The 23881-nt window shown below is 35.4% G+C and carries 25 protein-coding genes and 1 other annotated feature; of the genes, 1 reads left to right on the forward strand and 24 read right to left on the reverse strand.

All coding sequences use genetic code 11. The annotated features are described in order from the left end of the window. Window positions 1–7: 7 nt before the first annotated feature. Window positions 8–73: a sequence feature (ribosomal protein L21 leader region), on the reverse strand. Window positions 74–127: 54 nt separating this feature from the next. The 24 genes from topA to AC1EJ0_RS02755 all read right to left on the reverse strand — a co-directional run bounded on the left by topA (window position 128) and on the right by AC1EJ0_RS02755 (window position 22593). Beyond that, window positions 128–2203, reverse strand: a complete 2076-nt coding sequence (gene topA / locus AC1EJ0_RS02640) for a type I DNA topoisomerase (protein WP_480023220.1) — start codon at window positions 2201–2203, stop codon at window positions 128–130. 6 nt (window positions 2204–2209) lie between these two features. Beyond that, a complete protein-coding gene (gene dprA / locus AC1EJ0_RS02645; protein WP_480023219.1) occupies window positions 2210–3292 on the reverse strand; it encodes a DNA-processing protein DprA in 1083 nt (360 codons plus the stop codon). 1 nt (window position 3293) lies between these two features. Next, complete coding sequence (locus AC1EJ0_RS02650) at window positions 3294–4820, reverse strand: YifB family Mg chelatase-like AAA ATPase (RefSeq protein ID WP_480023218.1); 1527 nt, start codon at window positions 4818–4820, stop codon at window positions 3294–3296. 2 nt (window positions 4821–4822) lie between these two features. Next, entirely contained in the window at window positions 4823–5200 is a 378-nt protein-coding gene (locus AC1EJ0_RS02655) for a YraN family protein (protein WP_480023217.1), read from the reverse strand. Continuing rightward, window positions 5190–5816 (reverse strand): ribonuclease HII, encoded by a 627-nt coding sequence (locus tag AC1EJ0_RS02660; protein ID WP_480023216.1) that lies wholly within the window; start codon window positions 5814–5816, stop codon window positions 5190–5192. The genes AC1EJ0_RS02655 and AC1EJ0_RS02660 overlap by 11 nt, the downstream gene beginning before the upstream one ends. Continuing rightward, the gene (gene ylqF, locus AC1EJ0_RS02665) at window positions 5809–6648 is read right to left on the reverse strand and encodes a ribosome biogenesis GTPase YlqF (RefSeq protein ID WP_480023215.1); all 840 of its coding nucleotides are present in this window, start codon (window positions 6646–6648) and stop codon (window positions 5809–5811) included. Before ylqF ends, AC1EJ0_RS02660 begins: the two co-directional genes overlap by 8 nt. Before the next feature lie 107 nt (window positions 6649–6755). Continuing rightward, window positions 6756–7103 carry a 50S ribosomal protein L19 gene (gene rplS / locus AC1EJ0_RS02670; protein WP_058260531.1) on the reverse strand — a complete coding sequence of 116 codons (348 nt, stop codon included), beginning with the start codon at window positions 7101–7103 and terminating at the stop codon, window positions 6756–6758. A 1-nt stretch (window position 7104) separates the two neighbouring features. Further along, window positions 7105–7833 carry a tRNA (guanosine(37)-N1)-methyltransferase TrmD gene (trmD, locus tag AC1EJ0_RS02675; RefSeq protein WP_480023256.1) on the reverse strand — a complete coding sequence of 243 codons (729 nt, stop codon included), beginning with the start codon at window positions 7831–7833 and terminating at the stop codon, window positions 7105–7107. Then, window positions 7833–8321 carry a ribosome maturation factor RimM gene (rimM, locus tag AC1EJ0_RS02680; protein WP_480023214.1) on the reverse strand — a complete coding sequence of 163 codons (489 nt, stop codon included), beginning with the start codon at window positions 8319–8321 and terminating at the stop codon, window positions 7833–7835. Before rimM ends, trmD begins: the two co-directional genes overlap by 1 nt. Window positions 8322–8324: 3 nt before the next feature. After that, window positions 8325–8552 carry a KH domain-containing protein gene (locus AC1EJ0_RS02685; protein WP_480023213.1) on the reverse strand — a complete coding sequence of 76 codons (228 nt, stop codon included), beginning with the start codon at window positions 8550–8552 and terminating at the stop codon, window positions 8325–8327. Between the two features lie 15 nt (window positions 8553–8567). Further along, a complete protein-coding gene (gene rpsP / locus AC1EJ0_RS02690) occupies window positions 8568–8870 on the reverse strand; it encodes a 30S ribosomal protein S16 (RefSeq protein ID WP_026880687.1) in 303 nt (100 codons plus the stop codon). Window positions 8871–8886: 16 nt separating this feature from the next. Further along, the gene (gene ffh, locus AC1EJ0_RS02695) at window positions 8887–10227 is read right to left on the reverse strand and encodes a signal recognition particle protein (protein WP_304018019.1); all 1341 of its coding nucleotides are present in this window, start codon (window positions 10225–10227) and stop codon (window positions 8887–8889) included. Window positions 10228–10238: 11 nt separating this feature from the next. Beyond that, window positions 10239–10592, reverse strand: a complete 354-nt coding sequence (locus AC1EJ0_RS02700; protein WP_480023212.1) for a sigma factor-like helix-turn-helix DNA-binding protein — start codon at window positions 10590–10592, stop codon at window positions 10239–10241. Window positions 10593–10731: 139 nt separating this feature from the next. Then, window positions 10732–11622 (reverse strand): signal recognition particle-docking protein FtsY, encoded by an 891-nt coding sequence (gene ftsY / locus AC1EJ0_RS02705; RefSeq protein WP_480023255.1) that lies wholly within the window; start codon window positions 11620–11622, stop codon window positions 10732–10734. Window positions 11623–11932: 310 nt separating this feature from the next. Next, window positions 11933–15436 (reverse strand): chromosome segregation protein SMC, encoded by a 3504-nt coding sequence (gene smc, locus AC1EJ0_RS02710; protein WP_480023211.1) that lies wholly within the window; start codon window positions 15434–15436, stop codon window positions 11933–11935. Further along, window positions 15423–16502 carry an elongator complex protein 3 gene (locus AC1EJ0_RS02715; protein WP_480023210.1) on the reverse strand — a complete coding sequence of 360 codons (1080 nt, stop codon included), beginning with the start codon at window positions 16500–16502 and terminating at the stop codon, window positions 15423–15425. The genes smc and AC1EJ0_RS02715 overlap by 14 nt, the downstream gene beginning before the upstream one ends. Beyond that, on the reverse strand, window positions 16499–17212 hold the full coding sequence (locus tag AC1EJ0_RS02720; RefSeq protein WP_480023209.1) for a ribonuclease III family protein: 714 nt from the start codon (window positions 17210–17212) through the stop codon (window positions 16499–16501). Before AC1EJ0_RS02720 ends, AC1EJ0_RS02715 begins: the two co-directional genes overlap by 4 nt. After that, a complete protein-coding gene (locus tag AC1EJ0_RS02725; RefSeq protein WP_480023208.1) occupies window positions 17212–17442 on the reverse strand; it encodes an acyl carrier protein in 231 nt (76 codons plus the stop codon). Before AC1EJ0_RS02725 ends, AC1EJ0_RS02720 begins: the two co-directional genes overlap by 1 nt. Window positions 17443–17450: 8 nt before the next feature. Next, window positions 17451–18425: a phosphate acyltransferase PlsX gene (gene plsX, locus AC1EJ0_RS02730; protein ID WP_480023207.1), complete on the reverse strand. Its 975-nt coding sequence runs from the start codon at window positions 18423–18425 to the stop codon at window positions 17451–17453. Window positions 18426–18982: 557 nt separating this feature from the next. Continuing rightward, window positions 18983–19240 carry a hypothetical protein gene (locus AC1EJ0_RS02735; RefSeq protein WP_019214686.1) on the reverse strand — a complete coding sequence of 86 codons (258 nt, stop codon included), beginning with the start codon at window positions 19238–19240 and terminating at the stop codon, window positions 18983–18985. A 144-nt stretch (window positions 19241–19384) separates the two neighbouring features. Beyond that, a complete protein-coding gene (locus AC1EJ0_RS02740) occupies window positions 19385–19840 on the reverse strand; it encodes a Csac_0668 family 2Fe-2S cluster-binding (seleno)protein (RefSeq protein WP_480023254.1) in 456 nt (151 codons plus the stop codon). Window positions 19841–20395: 555 nt separating this feature from the next. Further along, a complete protein-coding gene (locus AC1EJ0_RS02745; RefSeq protein ID WP_106017934.1) occupies window positions 20396–20590 on the reverse strand; it encodes a hypothetical protein in 195 nt (64 codons plus the stop codon). 507 nt (window positions 20591–21097) lie between these two features. Continuing rightward, window positions 21098–21277 carry a 50S ribosomal protein L32 gene (rpmF, locus tag AC1EJ0_RS02750; RefSeq protein ID WP_019214681.1) on the reverse strand — a complete coding sequence of 60 codons (180 nt, stop codon included), beginning with the start codon at window positions 21275–21277 and terminating at the stop codon, window positions 21098–21100. 116 nt (window positions 21278–21393) lie between these two features. Beyond that, window positions 21394–22593 carry an acetate kinase gene (locus AC1EJ0_RS02755; protein WP_294986196.1) on the reverse strand — a complete coding sequence of 400 codons (1200 nt, stop codon included), beginning with the start codon at window positions 22591–22593 and terminating at the stop codon, window positions 21394–21396. Window positions 22594–22687: 94 nt separating this feature from the next. On the opposite strand from AC1EJ0_RS02755, the gene AC1EJ0_RS02760 reads away from it, so the two are divergent. Then, complete coding sequence (locus tag AC1EJ0_RS02760; RefSeq protein ID WP_480023206.1) at window positions 22688–23851, forward strand: tRNA(Met) cytidine acetate ligase; 1164 nt, start codon at window positions 22688–22690, stop codon at window positions 23849–23851. Window positions 23852–23881: the final 30 nt, after the last annotated feature.

Consider the following 23881-nt stretch of genomic DNA (forward strand, 5'->3'; position numbering starts at 1 on the left):
AATACCTCCTCTAACTTAGTCTCGCCATCATTGGTGATCAACTTAAAACCAATTCTGAGCGGTTTACCTAACTATTATATCAGAAATGATGAAAATGTCAAGCTTTTTTTGAATAATATTTGATATTTTAGCTTTTTTTCTTATCAATCACTTCTTCGAAGCCACAATTTGGACAAGTAATGATGTTTTCTTTGCTCTTTCTCTTAATTGTTCTGTACTTGCCACACTTAGGACATGGCTTTGAATAAACCTCATCAAAAGTAGCGAAGTCACAGTTTGGATAGTTAGAGCAGCCGTAAAAAATTCTGCCTGTCTTTGACTTCTTCTTAATTATATCGTGACCGCACTTAGGGCACATAGCTCCCGTCTTTTCAACGATTGGCTCAGTGTACTTACACTCAGGGAAGCCTGAGCAACCAAGGAACTTGCCATATCTTGATCTCTTAACAAGCATAGGCTTTCCGCATAGCTTGCATTTAACGTCACTTACTTCATCTTTAAGCTCATAATCCTTTGCTTCTTTCTCAGCTCTTTCTACGTCCTTAATAAAGTCTTCGTAAAAGTCCGCTATTACATCCTTCCACTCGACCTTGCCAACTGCAATATCATCAAGTTTGCTCTCTAGATAAGCCGTGAACTTTGCATCGACTATGGAGTTGAAGTTCTCTTCCATAAGCTTAGTAACTGATACACCAAGCTCAGTCGGTATAAACATCTTCTTTTCTATCTCTATATAATTACGATTGATTAGTGTCGATATAGTTGGCGAGTAAGTACTTGGTCTACCTATGCCTAGCTCTTCAAGCGCCTTAATCAAAGTTGCTTCTGTGTAGTAGCTCTTAGGCTGAGTGAATTTCTTTTCGCCTTCTATCTTTTCTAGATCAACTTTGTCTTTTGCCTTAAGCTTGACATCTTTCTTCTCATCAAACTTTTCATAAGAAGATACTTTTAAGAAACCATCAAACTTTAAGCTCTTGTAGTTTGATCTAAATATATATTTACCAGACGCAAAATCTATAGTCAAAGTATCAAACTTAGCGCTCGCCATTTGTGTCATTAAAAATCTTTGCCAAATCAATCTATAAAGCTTAAGCTCGTCTTGCGACAAGTACTTTGATATTTGACTTGGATTTATGTTTATATTAACTGGTCTAATCGCTTCGTGCGCGTCTTGAGCGTTCTTTGACTTCTTTTGCGCATAATTATTCTTCTTGTGATATTCCTTGCCATATTGACTAAGAATATAGCTTTGAGCGGCGCTACAAGCTTCATCAGAAAGCCTTGTCGAGTCAGTTCTCATGTAGGTGATGAGACCTGTTTGTGAACCCCTGCCAATATTAATACCTTCGTAGAGGCTTTGAGCCACTTTCATAGTCTTTGATGAGGAGAAATTTAATATCCTCGATGCATCTTGTTGAAGCGTACTCGTTGTATATGGCGGACTAGGCATTCTTGATGAAACAGATTTTTTGATGCTTTCACAAATATGATCAGATGCCTTAATCTCTTTAACTATGGCGTTCTTCTCTTTTACGTTATGAACATCAAGTTTATTCACTTTGCCCTTACCATCACTTGTTCCGACGAACTTTGCTTCGTACTCTTCACTGCCATGCTTATACAAAGCCTTTAAGTTCCAATACTCTTCAGGAACAAAGGCATCTATCTCTCTTTTTCTATCAACAATAAGTTTAAGCGCACTCGATTGCACTCTACCTGCTGATAGACCAGATCTAATCTTCTTCCATAATATTGGGCTTATCTTGTAACCAACTATCCTATCAAGCACTCTTCTTGCTTGCTGAGCGTCTACTAAGTCCATATCAATGCCGCGAGGCTCGCTTATTGCCTTAGTTACAGCATTTTTAGTTATTTCATGAAACTCAATTCTGTCAAGCTCCTTTGGATCTATATCTAAAATATAAGCTAGGTGAAAGCTAATTGCCTCACCCTCTCTATCGGGGTCGGTTGCGAGATAAACTCTATCAGCTTTTTTAGCTAAATCCTTAAGCTCATTGATAATAGGTCCTTTTCCTCTTATATTAATATATTCTGGTTCAAAATTATTTTCAACATCAATCGCAAACCTACTCTTTGGCAGGTCTCTTAAATGTCCCTTCGAAGCAACTATCTTATAAGTCTTTGGCAAAAACCTAGATATGGTCTTCGCCTTCGTTGGGGACTCAACTATAATTAAATCCATCTTTCATCACCTTCTGTTCGCATAGTATGTTCTTTGTCCTTGACTCGTTATGACGCCCTTTAGCTCAAGTATTGTCAGTAGAGCCGATAAAGACGCGCTATCAAGGCCCGCTTTTGCGAGTATTATCTCATAATTTACATCGCCGTTCTTTATTATATCATAAACTTTTCTTTCGTCATCACTTAAATCTAAATTTTCTTCTGCCATAGCTATGGAATTATCCACCAGACTACTAGTTTCAATCAGGTCATCGATGTTTGTGTATATACCTGCTCCATCCCTAATGAGCGTGTTGCAGCCCTCACTATTGGCCGAGAAGATGTTTCCTGGCACTGCATAAACATCTCTTCCTTGTTCAAGAGCAAGTCTAGCTGTAATTAGTGAGCCGCTCCTCTTTTGCGCCTCAACTACTATAACTAATTTAGATAAAGCGCTTATAATTCTATTTCTCACAGGAAAATTATATCTTAGCGGCTGCTCGCCAAGAGGAAACTCCGATATAACTGCTCCGTGATCCGCTATCTCTGCGTAGAGTCTTTCGTTGCGCCTTGGGTATATCTGGTCAATGCCATTGCCAATAACGGCTATGGTTCTGTTATCATTCTCAAGAGCTGTTTGATGCGCGATTGAGTCAATGCCAAGCGCAAGACCTGATATAATACAAATCTTCTTCATAGATAGATCACGGGCAATCTCCTTGCACGCGAGCTGGCCATAGCTTGAGGACTTTCTCGCGCCAACTATGGCAACAGAGTTTTCATCGTCATCAATAATCTTTCCCTTGTAAAAGAGTAAATATGGTGGATCGTCTATAAAAAGCAGTCTGCTCGGAAAATCCTCATCAAGAAAAGTCATGAACTCAGCGTCAATCTTGTCAAGCTTTTCCTTAATTTTATAAACAATTGCCTCTTTATCATCATTTACAATCTTATTTATAATTGCATCAGGAAATAGATTTAGCTTTTTTAATGAAACCTTATCCATATTCATAATATCATTTAGCTCGATATTTAAATCAAATAAGCTAAATACAGCAGCTCTTTCAGCGAATATGCTGTTTAAATACAAAAGTATATCTCTATTATCCATCTTATCTCCAGTATTTCTTATCTAGGGTTCTATATTGAATTGCTTCAAGTACATGCTTTTCTAAAACTAAGTCACTATCAGCCAAATCGGCAATAGTTCTCGCAAGTTTAAGTATCTTATTATAGCTTCTTGCACTGAAATTAAATTTTTTGAAAGCAAATTCCATAATCTCTTGAGCCTTGTCATCAAGTTTGACATATTTCTTAATCATTTTGTTTGTAAGCTCTGAGTTTGAAATGATTCCTTCTTTTTTATATCTTTCAAGCTGTCTCTTTCTTGCCCTATTGACCCTTTCACGAATAGTTTCAGACGATTCGCATTCAGTCTTTGAACTTAATTCATCGTACTTAACCGGCTTTACCTCGATATGTATGTCGATTCTATCTAACAATGGGCTTGAGATTTTACCTAAGTACCTGTCAATTTGACTTTGAGTACAAGTGCATTGGTGAGTCTCGTCGCCAAAGTAGCCACATGGACATGGATTCATAGACGCTACAAACATAAACTTGGATGGATACTTTAAAGTTGCGTTAACACGTGAAACTGTTACTTCGCCATCTTCAATTGGCTGTCTCAATACTTCCAAAACTTTTCTAGGAAATTCTGGCAATTCGTCTAGGAACAAGACTCCGTGATGCGCAAGTGAAACTTCGCCTGGCTTTGGTATTCTTCCTCCGCCTATCAAGGCAACATCTGATGATGTGTGATGAGGCGATCTGAACGGTCTCCTCTTTACTAGGCCTTCGTCCTTTAATAAGCCTGAAATACTATATATCTTTGTAATCTCTATCGCTTCTTCAAAAGTAAGATCAGGTAGTATTGTAGCAAGCCTTCTTGCGGCCATGGTCTTGCCTGAGCCTGGTGGGCCTATGATGAGCATGTTGTGTCCACCAGCTGCAGCTATCTCCATGGCTCTCTTAAGGCCTTCTTGGCCCTTCATATCTGAGAAATCTACGCTGTCATCAACTGTGTTTATAATCTCTTCTTCCTCATTTTTATATGGCTCTATCTTAATTTGGCCGTTAAGGTAATCAACTACTTCCCTTAAGTTTTTTACAGGAATTATCTCTATATCTTCAACTATAGCACACTCTTTTTTGTTCGCATCAGGAACTATGCATTTCTTCACATTAAGGTCGCGCATCGATATAAGCATAGGTAGTGCGCCTTGAACAGAGTTAACTGTGCCATCAAGAGCAAGCTCGCCTATGATGACCATATCCGAAGTATCTTGATTGTCAATATCGCCATTGGCAAGCAAAATACCCACGGCGATAGCAAGGTCCATCTGAGAGCCTTCCTTCTTTTCATTTGCTGGCGCTAAATTGATGGTTATCCTCTTGATTGGAAACTCTATATCCGAGTTCTTTACAGCTGTTCTAACTCTTTCCTTAGACTCTTTTATCGCAGTATCAGCAAGTCCAACGATATTAAATTGTGGTAAGCCACTTGATAAGTCGCTCTCAACGTTAATTATCCTTGCGTTCAAACCTTGTAAAACACAAGTATTTACTTTAGAATACATCTTTAATCTCCTATCCAAAATGCGTTTTTAATATGCTTAATCTTATTCGTAGAAAAATTCACTTCAATCACATCAAATCTTGGCTGATAGTTTAAGTTTTGATGTTCATACAGATAGTACTCAGCCGTTTTGATTATCTTCTTTTGCTTGGCTTTTGTAACTGCCTCCATGGGCCTACCGTAGTCCATCTTGTTTCTGGCCTTGACTTCAACAAAAATTAGGTACTCATCGTCTCTAGCTATGATGTCAATCTCGCCATCTCTTACCTGATAGTTTTGGTCAAGTATGAAGTAGCCTTCGTTTTGAAGGTATTCCTTAGCTTCTTCTTCGCCAAATCTTCCCTTTTTTCTATTGTCTTTCCTATTAAAACTATTTTGCATCGTAATTACCCAAAAGCTTTCTTAAAAAAGTTTTTCTATGTAGCGGTGTTGGACCATATTTTAATATAGCCTCTCTATGCTTTTTAGTACCATAGCCCTTGTTATTCTCAAGGTCATAGTCTGGATAATTTTGCGCTAAATAAGTAATATCAGCGTCTCTAAGTACCTTTGCAACTATACTTGCCGCAGCTATAGTAAATACAGTAGCATCGCCATGAACAATGGCTCTTTGCTCTATGTCTATGTCAATCTTTTCCGCGTCAATCAAGATTATATCAGGTCTTAGCTTATTGTTCATATCATCATGAAAGTCTTCTACTGCCCTTTGCATAGCTAGATGAGTTGCCTCTTTAATATTTATTTCGTCGATCTCCTCAGGACTTGCCTTGCCAATTCCTATGCCGATGGCGTTTTTAACTAGCTCTTTAAAAATCTTTTCTCTTTTCTTTTGACTTAGCTTTTTCGAGTCGTTGACCTCTTCCATGAAGAAGTCCTTTTCAAAAGCTATGGCGCAGGCAAGTACATCTCCAAAGAAGGGCCCTCTACCTACCTCGTCTATACCGACTATAATCTTGTGGCCTTCATCAAAAAGTTTATCTTCATAATCTTTATTCATCTAGCGGCTCCTCGAGTGAAATTCTGCCTAAAAGTCCGTTTCTGAATTCATCTACAAGTATATTTATCGCCTTGTATACATCAAGCTCATTGCCTTTAAGTATAAAGCCTCTGTTCTTTGCTATCTCTTCAAGAATTTCAAGCTCTGTAGCGTCTTCATTGACCTTGTATCTTGCGTTAAGCGCACCGCTATAATTAGTCTTAAGGAATTTAATTAGAGCGATGGCGATGTCGTCTTTGTTAAGTATCTCATCTTTGATTGAGCCGATGAAGGCAAGGTTCATACCTATCTCTTGACTCTCAAACTTTGGCCACAAAACGCCTGGTGTATCAAGAAGCATAAAGTCATTATCGACCTTAATCCATTGGTTCTTCTTAGTTACACCTGGTTTGTTGCCTGTCTTAAGGCTCTTTTTATTGTTCATTAAGTTAATAAAAGTAGACTTGCCAACATTTGGTATGCCGACAACCATGGCCTTGATAGGTCCGAAGTGTTCTCTTTGTTTGTGCTCTTTGTGATACTTGTCGACCTCTTTGCGCGATAAGTCAATAATCTTTTTCACGTTCGATTTGTCTTTCGCGTTGAACTCAATGCACTTTGCATCCTTATAATGAGCTATCCATTTCTTGTTGACTCTCTCATCTGCTAAGTCCGCTTTATTTAATAATATGATCTTGGCTTTATTAGCCGTTATTTCTTTGATTATGGGGTTCGTGCTCGACATAGGTGCTCTCGCATCTATTAACTCGATAACTATATCGACTAACTTTGACATTTCAATTAAAGACTCTCTAGTCTTCTTCATATGTCCAGGGTACCAATTTATATTCATAGCATACACCTTCCTAACTATCTTCTATATTATCACAAAAGACAGTCAATGTAAATAAATATCGCAAAGAAAAAAGACACTCTCTTAATAGAATGTCTTTACATCAATTAAAACGATTGTTTTTCTCTAACTTTAGCAGCTTTACCTACTCTGTCTCTTAAGTAGTAAAGTTTAGCTCTTCTAACTCTACCTTTTCTAACAAGAACGATCTTGTCGATTCTTGGAGAGTGAAGTAAGAATGTTCTTTCAACACCAATACCATATGACAATCTTCTTACTGTAAATGTTTCTTTAGCTCCGCCGTTTTGTCTCTTAATTACAGTACCTTCGTACACTTGGATCCTTTCACGTGTACCTTCTACAACTTTATAGTGAACTTGAACAGTGTCACCTACATGAAATTGAGGAATGTTGTCTTTTAATTGTTGTGCTTCAAGCATCTTAATATAGTCCATCTTAGTCCTCCTTCTTTAGTTTATTTAATATTTCTCTCAAATTTTTCATTTCCTTTTTATCTAGCTTAGCAAAATCAAGTAAGTCTATCCTGTTTTTAACAGTTGCCTTAAATGACTCAATGAGTCTAAAGTCATCGACATCTTGATGGTTTCCACTAAGCAGTACATCTGGAACCTTATCCCCATCCAGATCATATGGTCTGGTGTACTGAGGATACTCTAAAAAATTTGACATGTGAGTTTCGTCTGAATACGAATCTTCTTTTATTACTGAATCAACTAACCTCGATACGGTATCTATGATTACCATAGCGGGTAGTTCTCCACCGGTCAATACATAATCCCCGATAGAAAGCTCTTCATCGACATAGTTTTGGATGATTCTCTCATCTAAACCTTCATAATGCCCACAAAGAATTGTTATCTCGTCAAGTTTTGCATACTCTTTAGCCAAGTCTTGATTAAATAATTTGCCCTTCGGTGAAAGATAGATAAGCTTTTTTGGCTTAATATCTTCTAAGCAGTCCTTAAGAACATCCGCTCTTAAAAGCATACCGCTTCCGCCACCATAGGGGTAGTCATCAACTTTATTGTGCTTGTCCTTAGAGTAGTCTCTAAAATTAATAAGATTGATCTCTATAAGCTCATTATCTATAGCCCTTTTGATTATACTAAAATCAGTAAGTGCTGTAAACATCTCGGGGAACAGCGTTAAGACGTTAAACTTTATCATAAGATACCTTCTATGAGTTTGACTTTTATCTTTCTATGCTTCAAGTCAAGTTCTTTGATAAAGGCTTTAACAAAAGGAATAAGTGCTTCCTTGCCGTCATGATCCACAACAAGCACGTGATTTGCGCTCGTTTCCATGACATCTTTAACAGTGCCAATAAGCTCGTCAGCTTCGCTATAAACTTCCATGGCTATAAGCTCATGTATATAGTACTCACCCTCATCTAGCGAAGGCATCTGAGCCTTGTCAATAAAAACATCCTTATCAATAAGCCTTTTGACATCGTCTATATAATCAAAGCCTTTTAACTTAAGTACAATAAATTTTGAAGCTATCTTTTGACTTACAATCTCAAGCTCTTCACCATCGATATAGATTTGCTTATATTCTTTGAAACCATTTAAATCATCTGTGTACGGAAAGATTTTTACCTCTCCATTTAAGCCATGCGCTGAGACAATCTTTGCTATCTTTATAAGGTCCAAGATTTATTCCTTTATTTCTAAATTAATTCTTCTTGAATCTTTAAGAGTAGCTCCGGCTATAAGTCTGATTGCTTTAACAACCTTACCGCCTTTACCGATAACTCTGCCTATATCGTCTGAATTTACGTATAGATCAATGTTGATCTCATTTGCTGATTCATTAACTGTAACTTTAACATCATCTTTGTTATCAACAATAGATTTTGCTAAAAATTCAACTAATTCTTTCATATTAACCCCCACATCCTAAGCTTCTACAGCTTCTGTTTCTTCTGTTGCTTCAGCTTTCTTAGCAGTCTTTGCTGTTATATCATATCCTTGAGATTTGAATAATCTTTGAACTGTTTCACTTGCCTTAGCTCCGTTTGCTATCCATTGTTCAGCCTTTTCTTGATCGAATTTTATTGTCTTTGGCTCAGTTAATGGGTCATAATAACCAAGTTGTTCAATAAACTTGCCATCTCTAGCTCTTCTTGAATCAGCTACAACAATTCTGTAAAATGGATTCTTTTTTGATCCCATTCTTTTTAAACGAATTTTTACCACAATCTCACCTCCTTAAAATTTATATATTAAATGGAAAATTGAAATTTCCTTTTCTTTTCATAGACTTCTCCATCTTGCCGAAGCGCTTCATCATCTTCTTAGTGTCTTCAAATTGCTTTAAAAGCTTGTTAACATCATTTGTTGTTGTTCCGCTTCCTTCTGCAATTCTCTTCTTTCTTGAAGCATTGATTATGTTTGGACTTACTCTCTCTTTCATAGTCATACTTCTGATGATGGCTTCAACTCTGCCTATATCTTTGTCACTTATATTTATGCCCTTTAAGGCTTTTGAATTCATTCCTGGTATCATCTGCATTAGATTTTCTATAGGTCCTAAGTTTCTCATCTGAGCGATTTGATCTAAGAAATCATCAAGGGTAAATGTTTCTTCCCTTAATTTTTTCTCAAGCTCCATAGCTTTCTTTTGGTCAATATTGCTTTGCGCCTTCTCAATAAGAGTAAGCACGTCGCCCATACCAAGTATCTTAGAAACTATTCTGTCTGGATGAAACTCTTCAAGCTCATCCATCTTTTCGCCCATACCAACGTATTTGATTGGTTTGTCAGTTACGGCTCTAATTGAAAGTGCCGCACCGCCTCTAGCGTCACCGTCTAGCTTTGTTAATATTACTCCTGTTATGCCAAGTGCATCATCAAAGGCTTTTGCCACGTTTACTGCGTCTTGTCCAGTCATTGAGTCAAGTACAAGAAGTATTTCTGATGGCTCCAAGTTTTCTTTTAAACCTTTTAGCTCATCCATCAGTACTTCGTCTATGTGTAGACGTCCCGCTGTATCGACAATAACTACGTCGTTACCATTCTTCTTAGCGTGCTCTATAGCGCTCTTAGCTATGTCAATAGGCTTTATCTTGTCGCCCATTGAAAATACTGGCACGTCAATTGACTTTCCAACAACTTCTAGCTGTTTAATCGCTGCTGGTCTATAGACGTCGCAGGCAACTAATAGTGGTCTTCTGCCTTTCTTTCTTAGGTTTACAGCAAGTTTACCTGTAGTAGTTGTCTTACCTGCACCTTGAAGACCGCACATCAAGATGATGCTTGGGTTCTTGCTAAGGTTTAGGCCCTCTTTAGTCTTGCCCATAAGATTAATTAATTCTTCATTAACAATCTTAATAACTTGTTGACCAGGAGTTAAACTCTCCATAACTTCAGTGCCTATGGCTCTTTCTTTTAATGTATTTATAAAATTCTTAACTACCTTATAATTAACATCCGCTTCAAGAAGAGCTAGCTTTACTTCTCTAAGTGCCGCATCGACATCCTTTTCACTAAGTCTGCCCTTGCCTCTTAAGCCGTCTAATGTTTTTTGTAGTTTTTCTGATAAGCTCTCAAATATCATTATTGCTCCTTTTAGATCTCGTTTATAATCTCTTCAGCTTCTTTAATTCTTCCTTTAATTTCATCTATATCGTCACAGCTGTTAATGCCATTGAAGATAATTTCTAATCTATCCTTGGCCTCTTTTCTATTATCAAACTTCTCTATAAGCTTAAGTGCTGCCTCGTAAGACTTTAACTTGTCTATAGCTCTTTTAATGTTAAGGCTCACCGCTTGTCTTGATATTGAAAGAAGCTCAGCTATCTCAGTAAGTGAGTAGTCTTCGTTGTAATAGTAATCAACCGACTTCGACTCGCTCTCTGTTAATAGGCTTCCGTAGAAGTCTAAGAGTCTTCCGATATATATATAATCATCTAGTACTTTCATTTTATCTTTTTCCTTATAAAACTCGTGTCGTTCTTAGTGTTATCACATAAAAAACTGTCAAGCTATTTACTTGACAGTTAATATAATACTATATAGATTGACTTTTGTCAATACTTTTTTTAAAATTATTTAAATATTTTTAAAATAATGCTTCAACGAAGTCATCGACGTTAAAGGCTTGAAGGTCCTCTATCTTTTCACCGACACCTATAATCTTAACTGGTAAATGTAATTCGCTCTCAAGTGCAATGATGACGCCGCCCTTAGCAGTGCCGTCTAGTTTAGTAACGCAAACACCTGTTATGTCGCTCGTCTCCTTAAAGGACTTCGCTTGTATGATGGCGTTTTGACCAGTAGTCGCATCGAGAACCAATAAATTTTCTTTAACTGCGTTAGGAAATTCTCTATCGATAACTCTTTTAATCTTGTTAAGCTCATTCATTAAGTTTTGTTTGTTATGAAGTCTACCTGCTGTGTCGCAGATAAGTATATCAGTCTTTCTTGCTTTAGCCGCCATGATCGCATCAAAGACAACGCTTGCTGGGTCAGCTGATTCTTCATGAGCGATGATGTCAACGTTTGCTCTATTGGCCCATTCTTTAAGCTGTTCAATGGCAGCCGCTCTAAATGTATCGGCAGCGGCAATCAAAACGCTTTTGCCCTCTTGTCTGAATTGGTAGCTAAGTTTGCCTATGGTAGTCGTCTTGCCAACGCCATTGACACCAACAACTAGAAGTATGGCTGGAGATGGCTCAAGCTTCAAATCTCTCGATGTAATATTGTCATTCATTATGTTCTTGATCTCATCCTTTAATATAGGAAGAGCATCTTTTCTCTCTAAAATATTTTCTCTAACAAGTCTTTCTTTTAGATTGTCGATAATGTTCATAACAGTTTCAACGCCAATGTCTGATGTGACTAGAACTTCTTCTAGCTCGTCGTAAAAGTCATCGTCAATGTCTGTGCCTTTAAAGACTGTTTGAAGCTTATAATTTAGATTTTGTCTTGTCTTTTCAAGGCCTGAGAACATTCTCTTGAAGAAAGATGATTTTTCTTCTTTGGCTTCTTTTGGCGCTTCTTCATTCACTTTTGCTTCGTCATTCGTTTTTACTTCTGCATTTGATTTTACTTCGTCAATCGTTTTTGCTTCTGCATTTGATTTTGCTTCGTCATTCGTTTTTGCTTCTGCATTTGTTTTTGCTTCTTCATCTAAATTTACTTCTTCATTCAAAGGCCTTTGATCTGGCTCTTCTGCTGCTAAATCTACTTTTTGTTCTTGAACTTCTTTTTGCTCTTCATCTTTATTTTTCTTTTTAAACCAATTAAACATATTTCACCTCTTAAGTTAATTTCATCGAAAGTATCGAGCTTATGCCCTTTTCTTTCATAGTAATGCCGTATATAGCGTCCGATATCTCCATAGTTACCTTTCTATGTGTGATAAGTATAAATTGTGTTTCGTCCTTAATCCTATCAAGGTAAGCTGTGTACTTACTGATGTTGGCATCATCAAGAGCCGCGTCTATCTCATCAAGTATACAGAATGGCGATGGTTTTGACTTTAGTACCGCAAATAATAAAGCTATCGCTGTTAAAGTCTTCTCTCCTCCTGATAGTAGACTTAGTGATTGCATGCTCTTTCCTGGTGGACGCGCCTCTATCTCAATACCTGAGTTAAGTATATCGCTTTCGTCGCTTATATATATCTTCGCTTCGCCGCCACCAAATAAGTTTTGGAATATCTCTGAGAAATACCCTTGAATAATATTGAAGTTATCTTTAAACTTTATCTTGATAGTTTCGTCGATATCGTCGATTATATTTAGTAAGTCCTCTTTAGACTCTTGCATATCGTCATATTGCTTTCTTAAGAACTCTAATCTTGTCAATGTGTCTTCATACTCTTTTATAGATGATAGTGATACATCGCCAAGGGCATCAATCTTTTCTTGTAGCTCTTTTAAGTCTTTTGAGCTTGCCTTAACAAGACTATCCTTGTCAATATTTTCAACGTTAATGAAGTAATCGTTCGATAACTTTTCTTTTATATTATCTTTCATTACTTCGTTACGAGCAAGTAGGACCTCATTCTTATTAATCTCGTCCTTGATGGCTATTATGCCTTCTTGACAAGTCTTTATCTCATTTTGCAAATCAAAGATCTTAGATAAAACTTTTTCCTTTTCATCTGTCTTTTGATTGATCTTATCAATGTATTCTTGTTCAAGCTCTTCATTTTTCTTTAAGAAGTCCATGATGCTAGCATTTTCATTTTCAAGTGCTTCTTTATTTTGGCTAAGCTCCTTAAAATCGCTTGCAAGGCCATCTTTAATCTCTTGTGACTTAGCTATATACTCTTGTGATATAGCAATGTCTTCCTCAGTTCTTTCAAGCTTTGCTTCTAAAGTAGATTTTTCAACGCTTATTTGAAGAAGCTTTTCGTTTCGTCTATCTTTTTCTTCTTCAAAGCCTTTGATAAGTTCTTTTTCAGCTTCTATCGTCTTCTCATGCTCAAGCTTTTTATTCTTAAGCTCTTCTAAGTCCTTAGTGCCTTGAGCTATCTCTTCTTCAAGTGCTTCAAGTGATTTCGTAAGCTCTTCTCTTTGAGTTTTTGCCTCACTTATATCTCTTTGTGCAAAAGCTATGTTTATCTCAAGTGAATTGATTTCTTTTTTAGCCGCATTTATCTTTTCGTTTATTGCAATGATTTCTTCATTTAGTTTGTCATAAGATGTCTTTTCATTCTTAATCTCTTCTTCCTTATTTATAAGCGCCGCTTTAGCTGCTTCTAATGATTTTCTCTTCTCATTTATCTCTTCCATTAGCTTAGTAAGCATGTGTTTACGCGAGATAAATGATGATTTTACTTGGCTACCGCCCACTATTGATCCAGATGAATTTATTATTTGTCCATCTAAACTAACGTATCTATATTGCTTGTGGACTTTAGATATTCTAAGTGCAGCATCAAAAGTAGTCGTTACAACTGTTCTTTGAAGCAGGCTCTTGAATAGATTGTCATATTTTTTATCATAAGTAATTAGCTCACTCGCAAAACCAATGGCATCTTTGTCATTAATATTATAGTTTTCGTTTGATCTAGAAATATATCTATTAAGTGGATAGAAAGTCGCTCTACCATAGTTATTCTTCTTCAAAAAGTCGATGTACTCTTTGGCATAGTCGTCTCTATCTATGACTATGGCTTGTAAATTCGATTGCAGTGCTGATTCTATAGCAAGTGAGTGCTTTTCATCGCAGTTAAAGATGTCGACCACTAGTCTCGATTCAGATTTGAAATAATTTTTCTTCGCAGCCTTAGCTATCTCTTTAACGCTTCTGTAGTAGCCATCGAGGTTTTCCTCGAGATTCTTGTGCATCTCATAACTTTTTTCTAAAACTCTAATGTCATTTTCTAAAGCAAAGTAAGCGTCCTTTGACTTTGCTAATTCATCAACTTTTGCTGTGATCTCATCTTTTGCTTTCTTATAAAGCTCTTCCTTTTCACTAAACGTCTTATTTAAATCATTAAGATTGCTATTTGCTTTATCGAATTCATCATTTTGCTTATTTAATTCATTTTCTTTATCGCTTATCTTTTTTTCTATATCCTTAAGCTTTTCGTTTTGAGTAGCTTTATTATTATTCTTGTTTTCTATACTTAGTCTTAGCGCCTCAAGTTCTTTATCAAGCGCTAGGCCCATATTCATAGCGTCATCGTAGCTAGTTCTATCATAAGATGCATTTTCATTTTTAAGTGCTTCAAGGTCCTTAGCTATCTTTAATAAAGTTTCTTCGCTTGATTTTTTCACAAGAGATAATGTTTTTATCTTTTCTTCTGATTCTAGTAATTTATTTTCGTGCTCTTTCTCTTTTAATTTGTTATCAAGAACTTTATCTTCTATTGATTTAAGTTTTTCTTTGTTTATCTCAAGCTTTTGCCTATTGATATCAAAGTCCCTAAGGTCTTTATTTCTTTGCTCTTTAATCTCATCGATAAGTGCTTCATACTTCTTAAGTTCAGCTTGTAGTGGCGCAGCGCTCTCTTCAACTTCTTTATTCTTTATTTCACTTAATTTTAAATCATCGATGAGCCTTTCTTTATCCGCTGTAAATTTGAGTAAATTCTTCTCTATCTTTTCATAAGCATTGTATGAAATAGATACGTCTACCTTTTTGTACTCTTCCATAAGGCCCTTATACTCTCTGGCTTTTTCCGATTCGCCCTTAAGTCTCGCTTCATTTTGTTCTATTTCATAAAGAATATCTTTTATTCTAAGTAAATTCGCCTCAGTCTTATCAAGCTTCCTTAAAGATTCTTCCTTTTTGTATCTATACTTACTAACGCCTGATGCCTCTTCAAAGATGGCTCTTCTGTCCTCTGGCTTGTTTGATAGTATCTCGTCTATCCTTCCTTGGCCAATGATGGAGTAGCCGTCCTTGCCAACGCCTGTGTCTAGGAAAAGCTCTCTAACGTCCTTCATTCTGGCCTTTTTATTGTTTATAAAAAATTCGCTCTCGCCTGAGCGATACATGCGTCTTGTGACTTCAACCTCTTGGTATTCAACAGGTAGAGCGTTATCGTCGTTTGAAAACACTATACTTACTTGAGCGTAGCCAAGTGCTTTTTTCTCCTCAGTTCCTTGGAAGATAACGTCACTTGCCTTATTTGCTCTAAGTGATTTATTGCTTTGCTCGCCTAAAACCCATCTAACAGCGTCAGATATATTACTCTTACCGCTGCCATTAGGCCCTACAATCGTTGTAACTCCAGGGGTAAAGACTATCTCAGTTTTATTTGCGAAGGATTTAAAGCCCTTCAATATTAATTTATTTAAACGCAAAATATTTGCCCCTTTCGTACTTATTCTTTAAAAGAATCTTAAATGAGTAACTTTGCGGGCTTCCATTGTAAAACATAAGCCTATCGTCCTCATCAAAGATGCCTTTTATCTCGTAATTTATTTTATATTTTTGATAAATTTTCTTTCTATTTGTTTTTCTAGAGCCACTCAAGTATGAAGCGACTTTTTTTGAAGAAGCTATGGTAAAATCATTTGTGATTTTATTAAGCTCAATAAATTCTTCTATGATCTCTAGATAGATTGCCTCGTATGTTAATGAGCGTATCGCCGGGTGGAATGGCCCTGCCACTACGTCCTTACCTAGCTGAATATTATCAGTAGTTTGAAGACCTATCCTAATTATCTCAATGTCTTTTGCTTCAAAAATGATAACTAAGCTCTTAAGCGTATCAACTGCCTCGTCTACATCTAAGGGCTTATACGAGCCGTCTTTAAGTCTATCTACAAGCTCTGTGTCCTTTATTACAAGAGTTGGATATATCCTTACAAAGTCCGGCTCAAGCGCAGCTATCGCTTCAGTTGTAGCTATATCCATCTCTTTACTTGACTTATATAGGCCCGTCATCATTTGAAAGCCAAGAGTAAAGCCTCTCTTCTTAATCATTTTAGCGCTGCGAATGGTGTCAGCAGCCTTATGACCTCTCCTAAGTGCATCTAAAACAGCGTCATTCATTGACTGCGCGCCTAGCTCAATGGTTTTTACATTATACTTTTCCAGCTCGTCAAGAATTTCTTCGCTTATAGCGTCCGGCCTTGTCGATATCCTTATGCTGTCAATGAGGCCACGCTCTATGTATGTATTTGCAAGCTTTAAGTAGCTAAGCATAAGTGGGTAATCAAGCGCAGTGAAGCTGCCTCCATAAAAAGCAAGCTCTATATCACTTTTTCCTTCATATAGCGCCAAATACTTTTCTATATCCTTTTTTATATTTTCTTCTTTTTGCGCATCGTAATCCTTTGCTATCTTCTTTTGATTGCAGAAAATGCAATCGTTTGGGCAGCCTAGATGCGGTATAAAAATTGGTATTATATAGTTTTTTTTCATTTTATCAATTTCAATTCAATCGCAAGTTCTTTAGATGCTAATTGCTGAGCAGCCTTCTTTCTCTTAGCTATAGCAATCGCCCTATAACCATCAAGTTCGACAGCATACTCAAAACTTTTTTCATTATCTGGACCATATTCATTCAAAAGTGTATACACTAATTCTAAATCGTGTTTTTGAGCATATTCAATTAAAATGCTCTTATAATTTATAAAGTCATTCTTCGTATCTAGAACAAGATGTGCATCTTTTAAATATTTATCCAGTATAAACTTTTCAGCTGCATCGATGTCTGAATCTAAGTATATGGCAGCTATCAAGGCTTCTAAGTGATCAGAGAGTATCGAAGTCTTATCAAGATTTAATCTTAAATTTGCTTCCATATAGATGTACTCATCCAAATGAAGATTTTTAGCAACCATATTTTGGTATGAAGCTTTGCCAAGCATAGCAATAAGCTCTGATAGAGCGCCTTCGTCCTTGTCTATGTACTTAGTGAATAAATACTTTGCCAAAACATATGAAAGTACTTTGTCGCCTAAAAACTCAAGACTCTGAGCATCATATGGCACAGTTAAAAGTTCTGCTTCCCTAGCACTCCTATGAACTAAGCTAGTGAAGAGCAAATTTTCATCATTAAAATTATATCCGATAATCGCCTGCAAGCTTTTGAGCTTTTCGCGAGCATCGGATATATCAGAATTCTTCATTATTTTGCAGCTTCTATGGCTAGTGCGATTGCCTCTCCAACTGTTTTAACACTTGTAACCTTGTCATCATCAAGGCTTACATTTAATTCGTCTTCTAAATTCATAATTAATTCAACTATGGCGATGGAATCTGCCTTTAAATCTTCTTTAAATCTTGTTTCGTCCTTTAAATCTTTAAGATCTACTTTAAATTGCTTAGCAATTATTTCTTTAATTTTTTCTTCTAACATAGCTCCTCCTAATTTTCCTTTAAATATTCTATAACTCCTGAATTCACAAAGTCAACAGTATTTCTTATAGCTAGGTAAAATGCCTTCTCATCACTATTGCCATGTGCTTTGATTATTGCTTTATTTACACCTAAGACAGGTGATCCGCCGTACTTAGTAAGTCCCATAAGAGACATGACATCCTTTAAAAATGACATCTTCATTTCATCAGAGGAAAAATATTTCTCATCCTTCATAATAAAGTTCTTTATGCTTCCCACAAAGACTTTGCTAGCTCCTTCAAGCTCCTTTAGTATTACATTGCCTACGAAACCGTCTTGAACGATGATGTCTGCATCAGTTGTAAGCACTTCATTGGCTTCGATATTGCCAATAAAATTAAGTTCTGAATTTTTAAGTATTTCATGAGCCTTCTTAGTTAGCTCATTACCCTTTTTAGCTTCAGCGCCGTTAGATACCAAAGCAATCTTCGGTCTTTCTATGCCAAGTAGCTTTTCAACGTACTTTGATCCAAGTTTTGCAAATTCATAAATAAATTCTGGCTCGCAGTCAACATTGGCCCCTGAATCCAAAAGTAGTGTTGGTCCCTTTATTCCCGGTAAGAATGTTGGTATGCTCGCTCTTTTAAAGCCGTCTATCCTCTTTACTATAAGCATAGCTGCCGCAAGAAGCGCGCCAGTTGATCCAGATGATATAAAGGCATCTGCATCATCATTTTCAACTAAGTACTTTGATGCTAGGACTATGGATGCTTTATTTTTCTTTCTTATGGATAGAGCCGCCTCGTCCTCATTTGTTATAATGTCTTCAGTTTGAACTATCTCATAATTCGCTGCATCAGCTCCAAGATGCTCTTCAATCTCTTTTCTATCGCCGAACAAAACAAAATCTAAAGAGCTGTCCTCTGCCTTTGCTTTTTGCACAGCCATGAGCATAGCTTTAGGTGCATTGTCGCCGCCTTGTGTATCAATTAATAACTTCATAATTTCCTCCGTTCTAAATCCATAATTATTATACATTATTTTGCCTATTAAATCAAGTTTTTTATGAATGAGATGAGATACGTAGTTATTTTACTTTAAAAAAAGTTTCTTGTGTGATTTCTTCAGCTATATGTTCATCATGACTAATGGTCAAAACATATAAATATACTTTAGAAAAATATTCTTTATATATTATTTCGTAATCATAGTCCATAAAATCACACCCTTTCTTGCTTTCTAATAGTTAGACGATTGAAAAATCAAAACGTTACAAATTTCTTGTTAATATTTTTACCCGTATTTAATATAAAAAAGACGATAGCGTTTTTAATTTCTATCTCCTATATATACCTTATTTCTTGTAATAAAAAAGAGATAACATTTATGCTATCTCTTTAAAAGTTTCATTATTAAATTTCTTGTCATCTAACAACGCATTAAAGTAAATCTTCCAACCTTTTCCAATTTTCATTATTCATTTCTTTTGTGTAGTTTGTATTGTTAATATAAAGTCTTGTATCTTTATCTCTAACAAACCCCCAATTTATTTTACGCCTTTATGCGTAATCCTTAAAAGCATTGAATTTATTTTCGATTTGCTTATCAATATTTTCCAGATGACCTTTCTTTACCATATCCTTAAGTTTCCTTGAATTGGTTTTTCTTTTTTCACTAATATAATCTGCAAGTTGTTGACTTTTTTCATTGGCATCTTCTATAATCTTTTTCATAGCTTTTAAAATAGCCTTTGCTGAATACTGAGCCACTTTTATCTCAATATTTATAGCCTTATTATTAACTTCATCATTTACCATATAGGCGACCTCCTTTCCGGGAAAAATAAAAAAGCGGCCCAGACTTTTGCATCTGAACCGTTAAAATTTTAATTCTATAGTTTTTTATTATTTTTAATTTTATTACTGTTGTGACGTACTTTATAAATTATGTGTCGCAAACTATTATTTGCTTTTTAATGCCTTATTGATGGTTTCTTGAATAAAAGGACTACAGCATTTACCCAAAGGATTGTTAATTTCGCACTTTGCATTTTTCATTGCCCCTGTAAGTCTAATAATATCTTTAATATTCTTTGCACCATCATCTAAAACAGCGTTTATAATTTGTTGCTCTGTAACTTGGTTGCAATAGCATATATATTTGGGATTTGCATCCTTTTTAAACCATATAGGAACTTTTACATCTTCCTTATAAAAAACTCTTTCATTGTTTAAGTTATAATACACGACATCACAATCTTCATTCATACATAAATAGTAAGTTTCTTCATCTACAACCTTTCCCATAAGGTTTTCTGATACCATATGCTTTACAGTTATATTCTTAACCTTTTCTCCTATTTTGTGACATTTGGGGCAATTTGCTTTTTCTTCCACTGTACCAGTGGTTTTTTGTATTGAACCTCAGCAAGATTGATTTATCTTATTTTCTTGACTCACTTTATTTCCTCCTGTCTAAATAAATATTATTTCTATAGTTAATCAGGATATCTAATACCTCTTTCAATGGAACTACAGCTTGCAGCTCTTTTTAAGTCTTCTTTGTTCATTTCTCTTTCTACCAATAAGTGCCATAATGGTTTATAAGAAATTGCCATATTATTACCCCTTATCCGTTTTATTGTTAAGATATATTATATCATAAATAGGCTGATAAGTCAATTTATCCTATTTTATACTTGTGCTTGCGTTAGTATTTATTGAGATAGTCCTAGTTTTTTCATTGTCCCACTTGAAACTGCTCCAAGCTCCTTTGAACCTAGTAGGAACACCATAAAAATAAAAAAACTCAGGCATTAGCCTGAGTCAGACTATTTATTTGATTAGATAACTCCATAAATTATTAAAATTAAAAATTTAATTATTTATAATAATTTCCGTTAAATGCATGTAGTTATTTGTATTTTCAGTATTTATATATAATTAATCTAAAAAACAATACAAATTAAATAATTACTTAGTTTTTTTATATTTATTAATTAATAACAATACAATTGTTGCAAATAACGGAGGCACCAAATAGCTTAAATCTGTCATAATAATACTAAACCCTAAAAGTGAAATAATTTTAAAGAATATAATATTAATCACAAATAATGAAATAAATAGCAATACAATTTTAAAAACTCTAAGTATTTCTGTTTTCATTTATTCTCCTTTACAAATATGCTGAGCTTTAAAAATAATCAGTACACAGTTTATAAATTGATATTTGCAACAAACTTGCCAATTAAATACCCAAACTTATATAAAAGAAACATGAGTATAAGAATACCTACTATTTTATAATATCTAGGATAAGAATCCATTGATTTTCCTAAAAATTTCATAAAAAAGTCACCTCCAATCTATAACGGTTTATTTTTTTGATCCTTAGTATCTTTATATCCATTATATACTCCTAGACCAAAAAGTGCAATACAAGCGACAACTGCACATCCTATCAAAAATGATCAACCATCAACTTGCATTAAATCTTGCCTTAAATTATAGCATACATCAGTTTAAAAGTCAATTTAATACTTGTGCTTGCGTTAGTATTTATTGAGATAGTCCTAGTTTTTTCATTGTCCCACTTGAAACTGCTCCAAGCTCCTTTGAACCTAGTAGGTACAATAAAAAATAAAAAAACTCAGGAATTAACCTGAGTATTTTTTATTCAACATCTAAAACCTTTTCACCATTGTAATAACCACAGCTCATGCATACTCTGTGTGGTCTTTTCATTTCATGACATTGAGGACATTCAACGAAAGTTGCTTTTCTTAATGTATAAGATGAAGCTCTTCTCTTGTTACGTCTTTGTTTTGATGTACGTCCTTTAGGTACTGCCATTAAAAACACCTCCTTAACTTACAGTAAATGTATTTCTTTACTAATTCGCATTTATAACATTACAATTATACTGTTTTTTATCTCTTTTGTCAAGACTTTTTCTATCTTATTTTAAATTATTTTGAAATAATTTCCTTTGTGTCTCTTGCTATCATTAATTCTTCGTTTGTTGGGCAGATGTAGATCTTAATCTTAGCGCCATCTTTAGCGATGTCTACTTCTTTTCCTCTAGTGCCGTCGTTCTTCTTGTCATCTAGTTCAATGCCTAGGTGTTCTAGTCCGTGAAGAATTTCTCTTCTCATTGTGTCAGAGTTTTCACCAATACCACCAGTCATAACGATGGCGTCAAGCTCTGGCATTTGAGCCATGTAAGCACCGATGTACTTCTTAACTCTGTTTGTGAACATATCAAGTGCAAGTCCTGCTTTTTCGTTACCCTTGTCTCTTGCTTCTTCAAGGTCTCTAAAGTCCGAGCTTAGCTTAGAAACTCCTAGTACACCCGATTTTTTATTTAACCATTGATTAGCTTCATGTGGAGTAATATTTTCATTTTCACATAGGAATGTAACAACAGTTGGGTCGATATCGCCTGATCTTGTACCCATTACAAGGCCTTCAAGCGGTGTAACACCCATGGATGTATCGTAAACTTTACCATTCTTAATGCAAGCTAAACTTGATCCATTGCCTAAGTGGCAGTTGATTATGTTTAGTTCTGATAAATCTTTATTAAGTATTTCAGCCATTCTATGTGCTATATATTTATGAGAAGTTCCGTGGAAACCGTATTTTCTAAGTCTATACTTTTCATATAGATCATAGTCAATAGCGTACATGAAGTTCTTAGCTGGCATTGTTTGATGGAAGGCCGTATCCATAACAACAACGTTTGGTTTACCCTTTACAAGCTCTTCGCAAGCTTCTATACCCATAAGGTTTGCTGGGTTATGAAGTGGTCCGAAGCAGATGAACTTTTCGATAGTCTTCTTAACGTCTTCAGTAACAAGTGTTGAGTCAGTTAATTTGTCTCCACCATGTAGTACTCTGTGACCGATACCGTCGATTTCATCAAGTGAAGCAACAACGCCGTGTTCTTTGTCAACAAGTGCGTCAAATACGTGCTTCATAGCTGCCTTGTGGTCCTTCATAGCTTCTTCAACTACAAAGTTTTCTCTTCCTTCAACCTTGTGAGTTAGCTTAGAGCCTTCAATACCGATTCTTTCTACTAAACCTTTACAGATTACGCTTTCGTCATCCATGTTCATTAATTGATACTTTAATGATGATGATCCGCAATTAATTACTAATATTTTCATTTTTACCTCCCTAAATATTTAACAAATCATACACATATATGATATAATAAATTGTAGAAAATTTCAAGTGTTTTTTAAGAAAGAAGGGAAAAAGTTGAAAATAGTCGGAATCATTTCTGAGTACAATCCATTTCACAATGGCCACATCTACCATATTCATAAAACAAAAGAAGCTCTAGGCGCCGATGCAGTGGTAGCTTTGATGAGTGGCAATTTTGTTCAAAGAGGTCTTCCTAGCGCTTTTACTAAATATGAAAGAGCTAAGATTGCCTGTGAATATGGCTGTGACCTCGTCCTTGAGCTGCCTGTCTTCTCTTCTATAGCACCTGCAGATATATTTGCAAAAAATGCTGTGAACATACTAAATAAGCTAAACGTAATTGACTACCTAAGCTTTGGCAGCGAAGATGGTATAGAGGCTTTTAGAAAGGCACATGAAACGATGAAGGCAAATGAAAAGCAATTTGATGAGCTAATTAAAAAGCATTTGACGAGTGGTCTTTCATTCTCAAGGGCTTACGCTTTAAGCTTTAATGAGCTTACTAAGACGGATATAATGAATAAATCAAACAATATACTTGCTTATAAGTATATAAGTGCTCTTGACGAAACGAAGAGCGCGATGAAGCCATTCGCCGTGCAAAGACATGGCCCCGGCTATAATGATGAGTGCGATGAGGGTGGCATGGCAAGTGCGAGCCATATACGCTCTCTTATATATAAGGGTGAAGATGTGAGTGATTTAGTCCCAGCACTGCCACAAGAAAAAATTATTGACTTAGAAAAATATTTTTCCTATATCAAGGCCACATTTATAAGAGAAAATAATTTTAAAATGTATTTTGAATATGATGAAGATGCTGTAAACTATATTAAAAAATACATCTATGAGGCGAAGAGCTATAATGAATTTATGGATATGGTCTCAAGAAAAAACTTTTCAAAGAGCAAGATCAATAGATTTTTATTAGTAATGCTATTAAACATTTATAAAGATAGTGTTTCAAGAGATAATGAATATGATTTTATAATTCCTTTATGCGCTAATGATATAGGAAAAAAAGTTTTAAAAGAGATAAAAAAACATAGCGATGTAAATATCATTAGCAAGTACAAAGATCTTGATAATTTAAGTAAAGAAAGCAAGCTAGACCTTGAGATCTTGGTAAACAATGATAAAATTTATTATCTGATGAAGGGCATGGATGTAAAAGATGCTTACAAGATTAATTTACAAAGTATAGAAAAAAACTCTTAAGAAATAGCAAATTATATGATATAATTAAAA

The organism is Fenollaria sp. C0166D3, assembly GCF_056590255.1.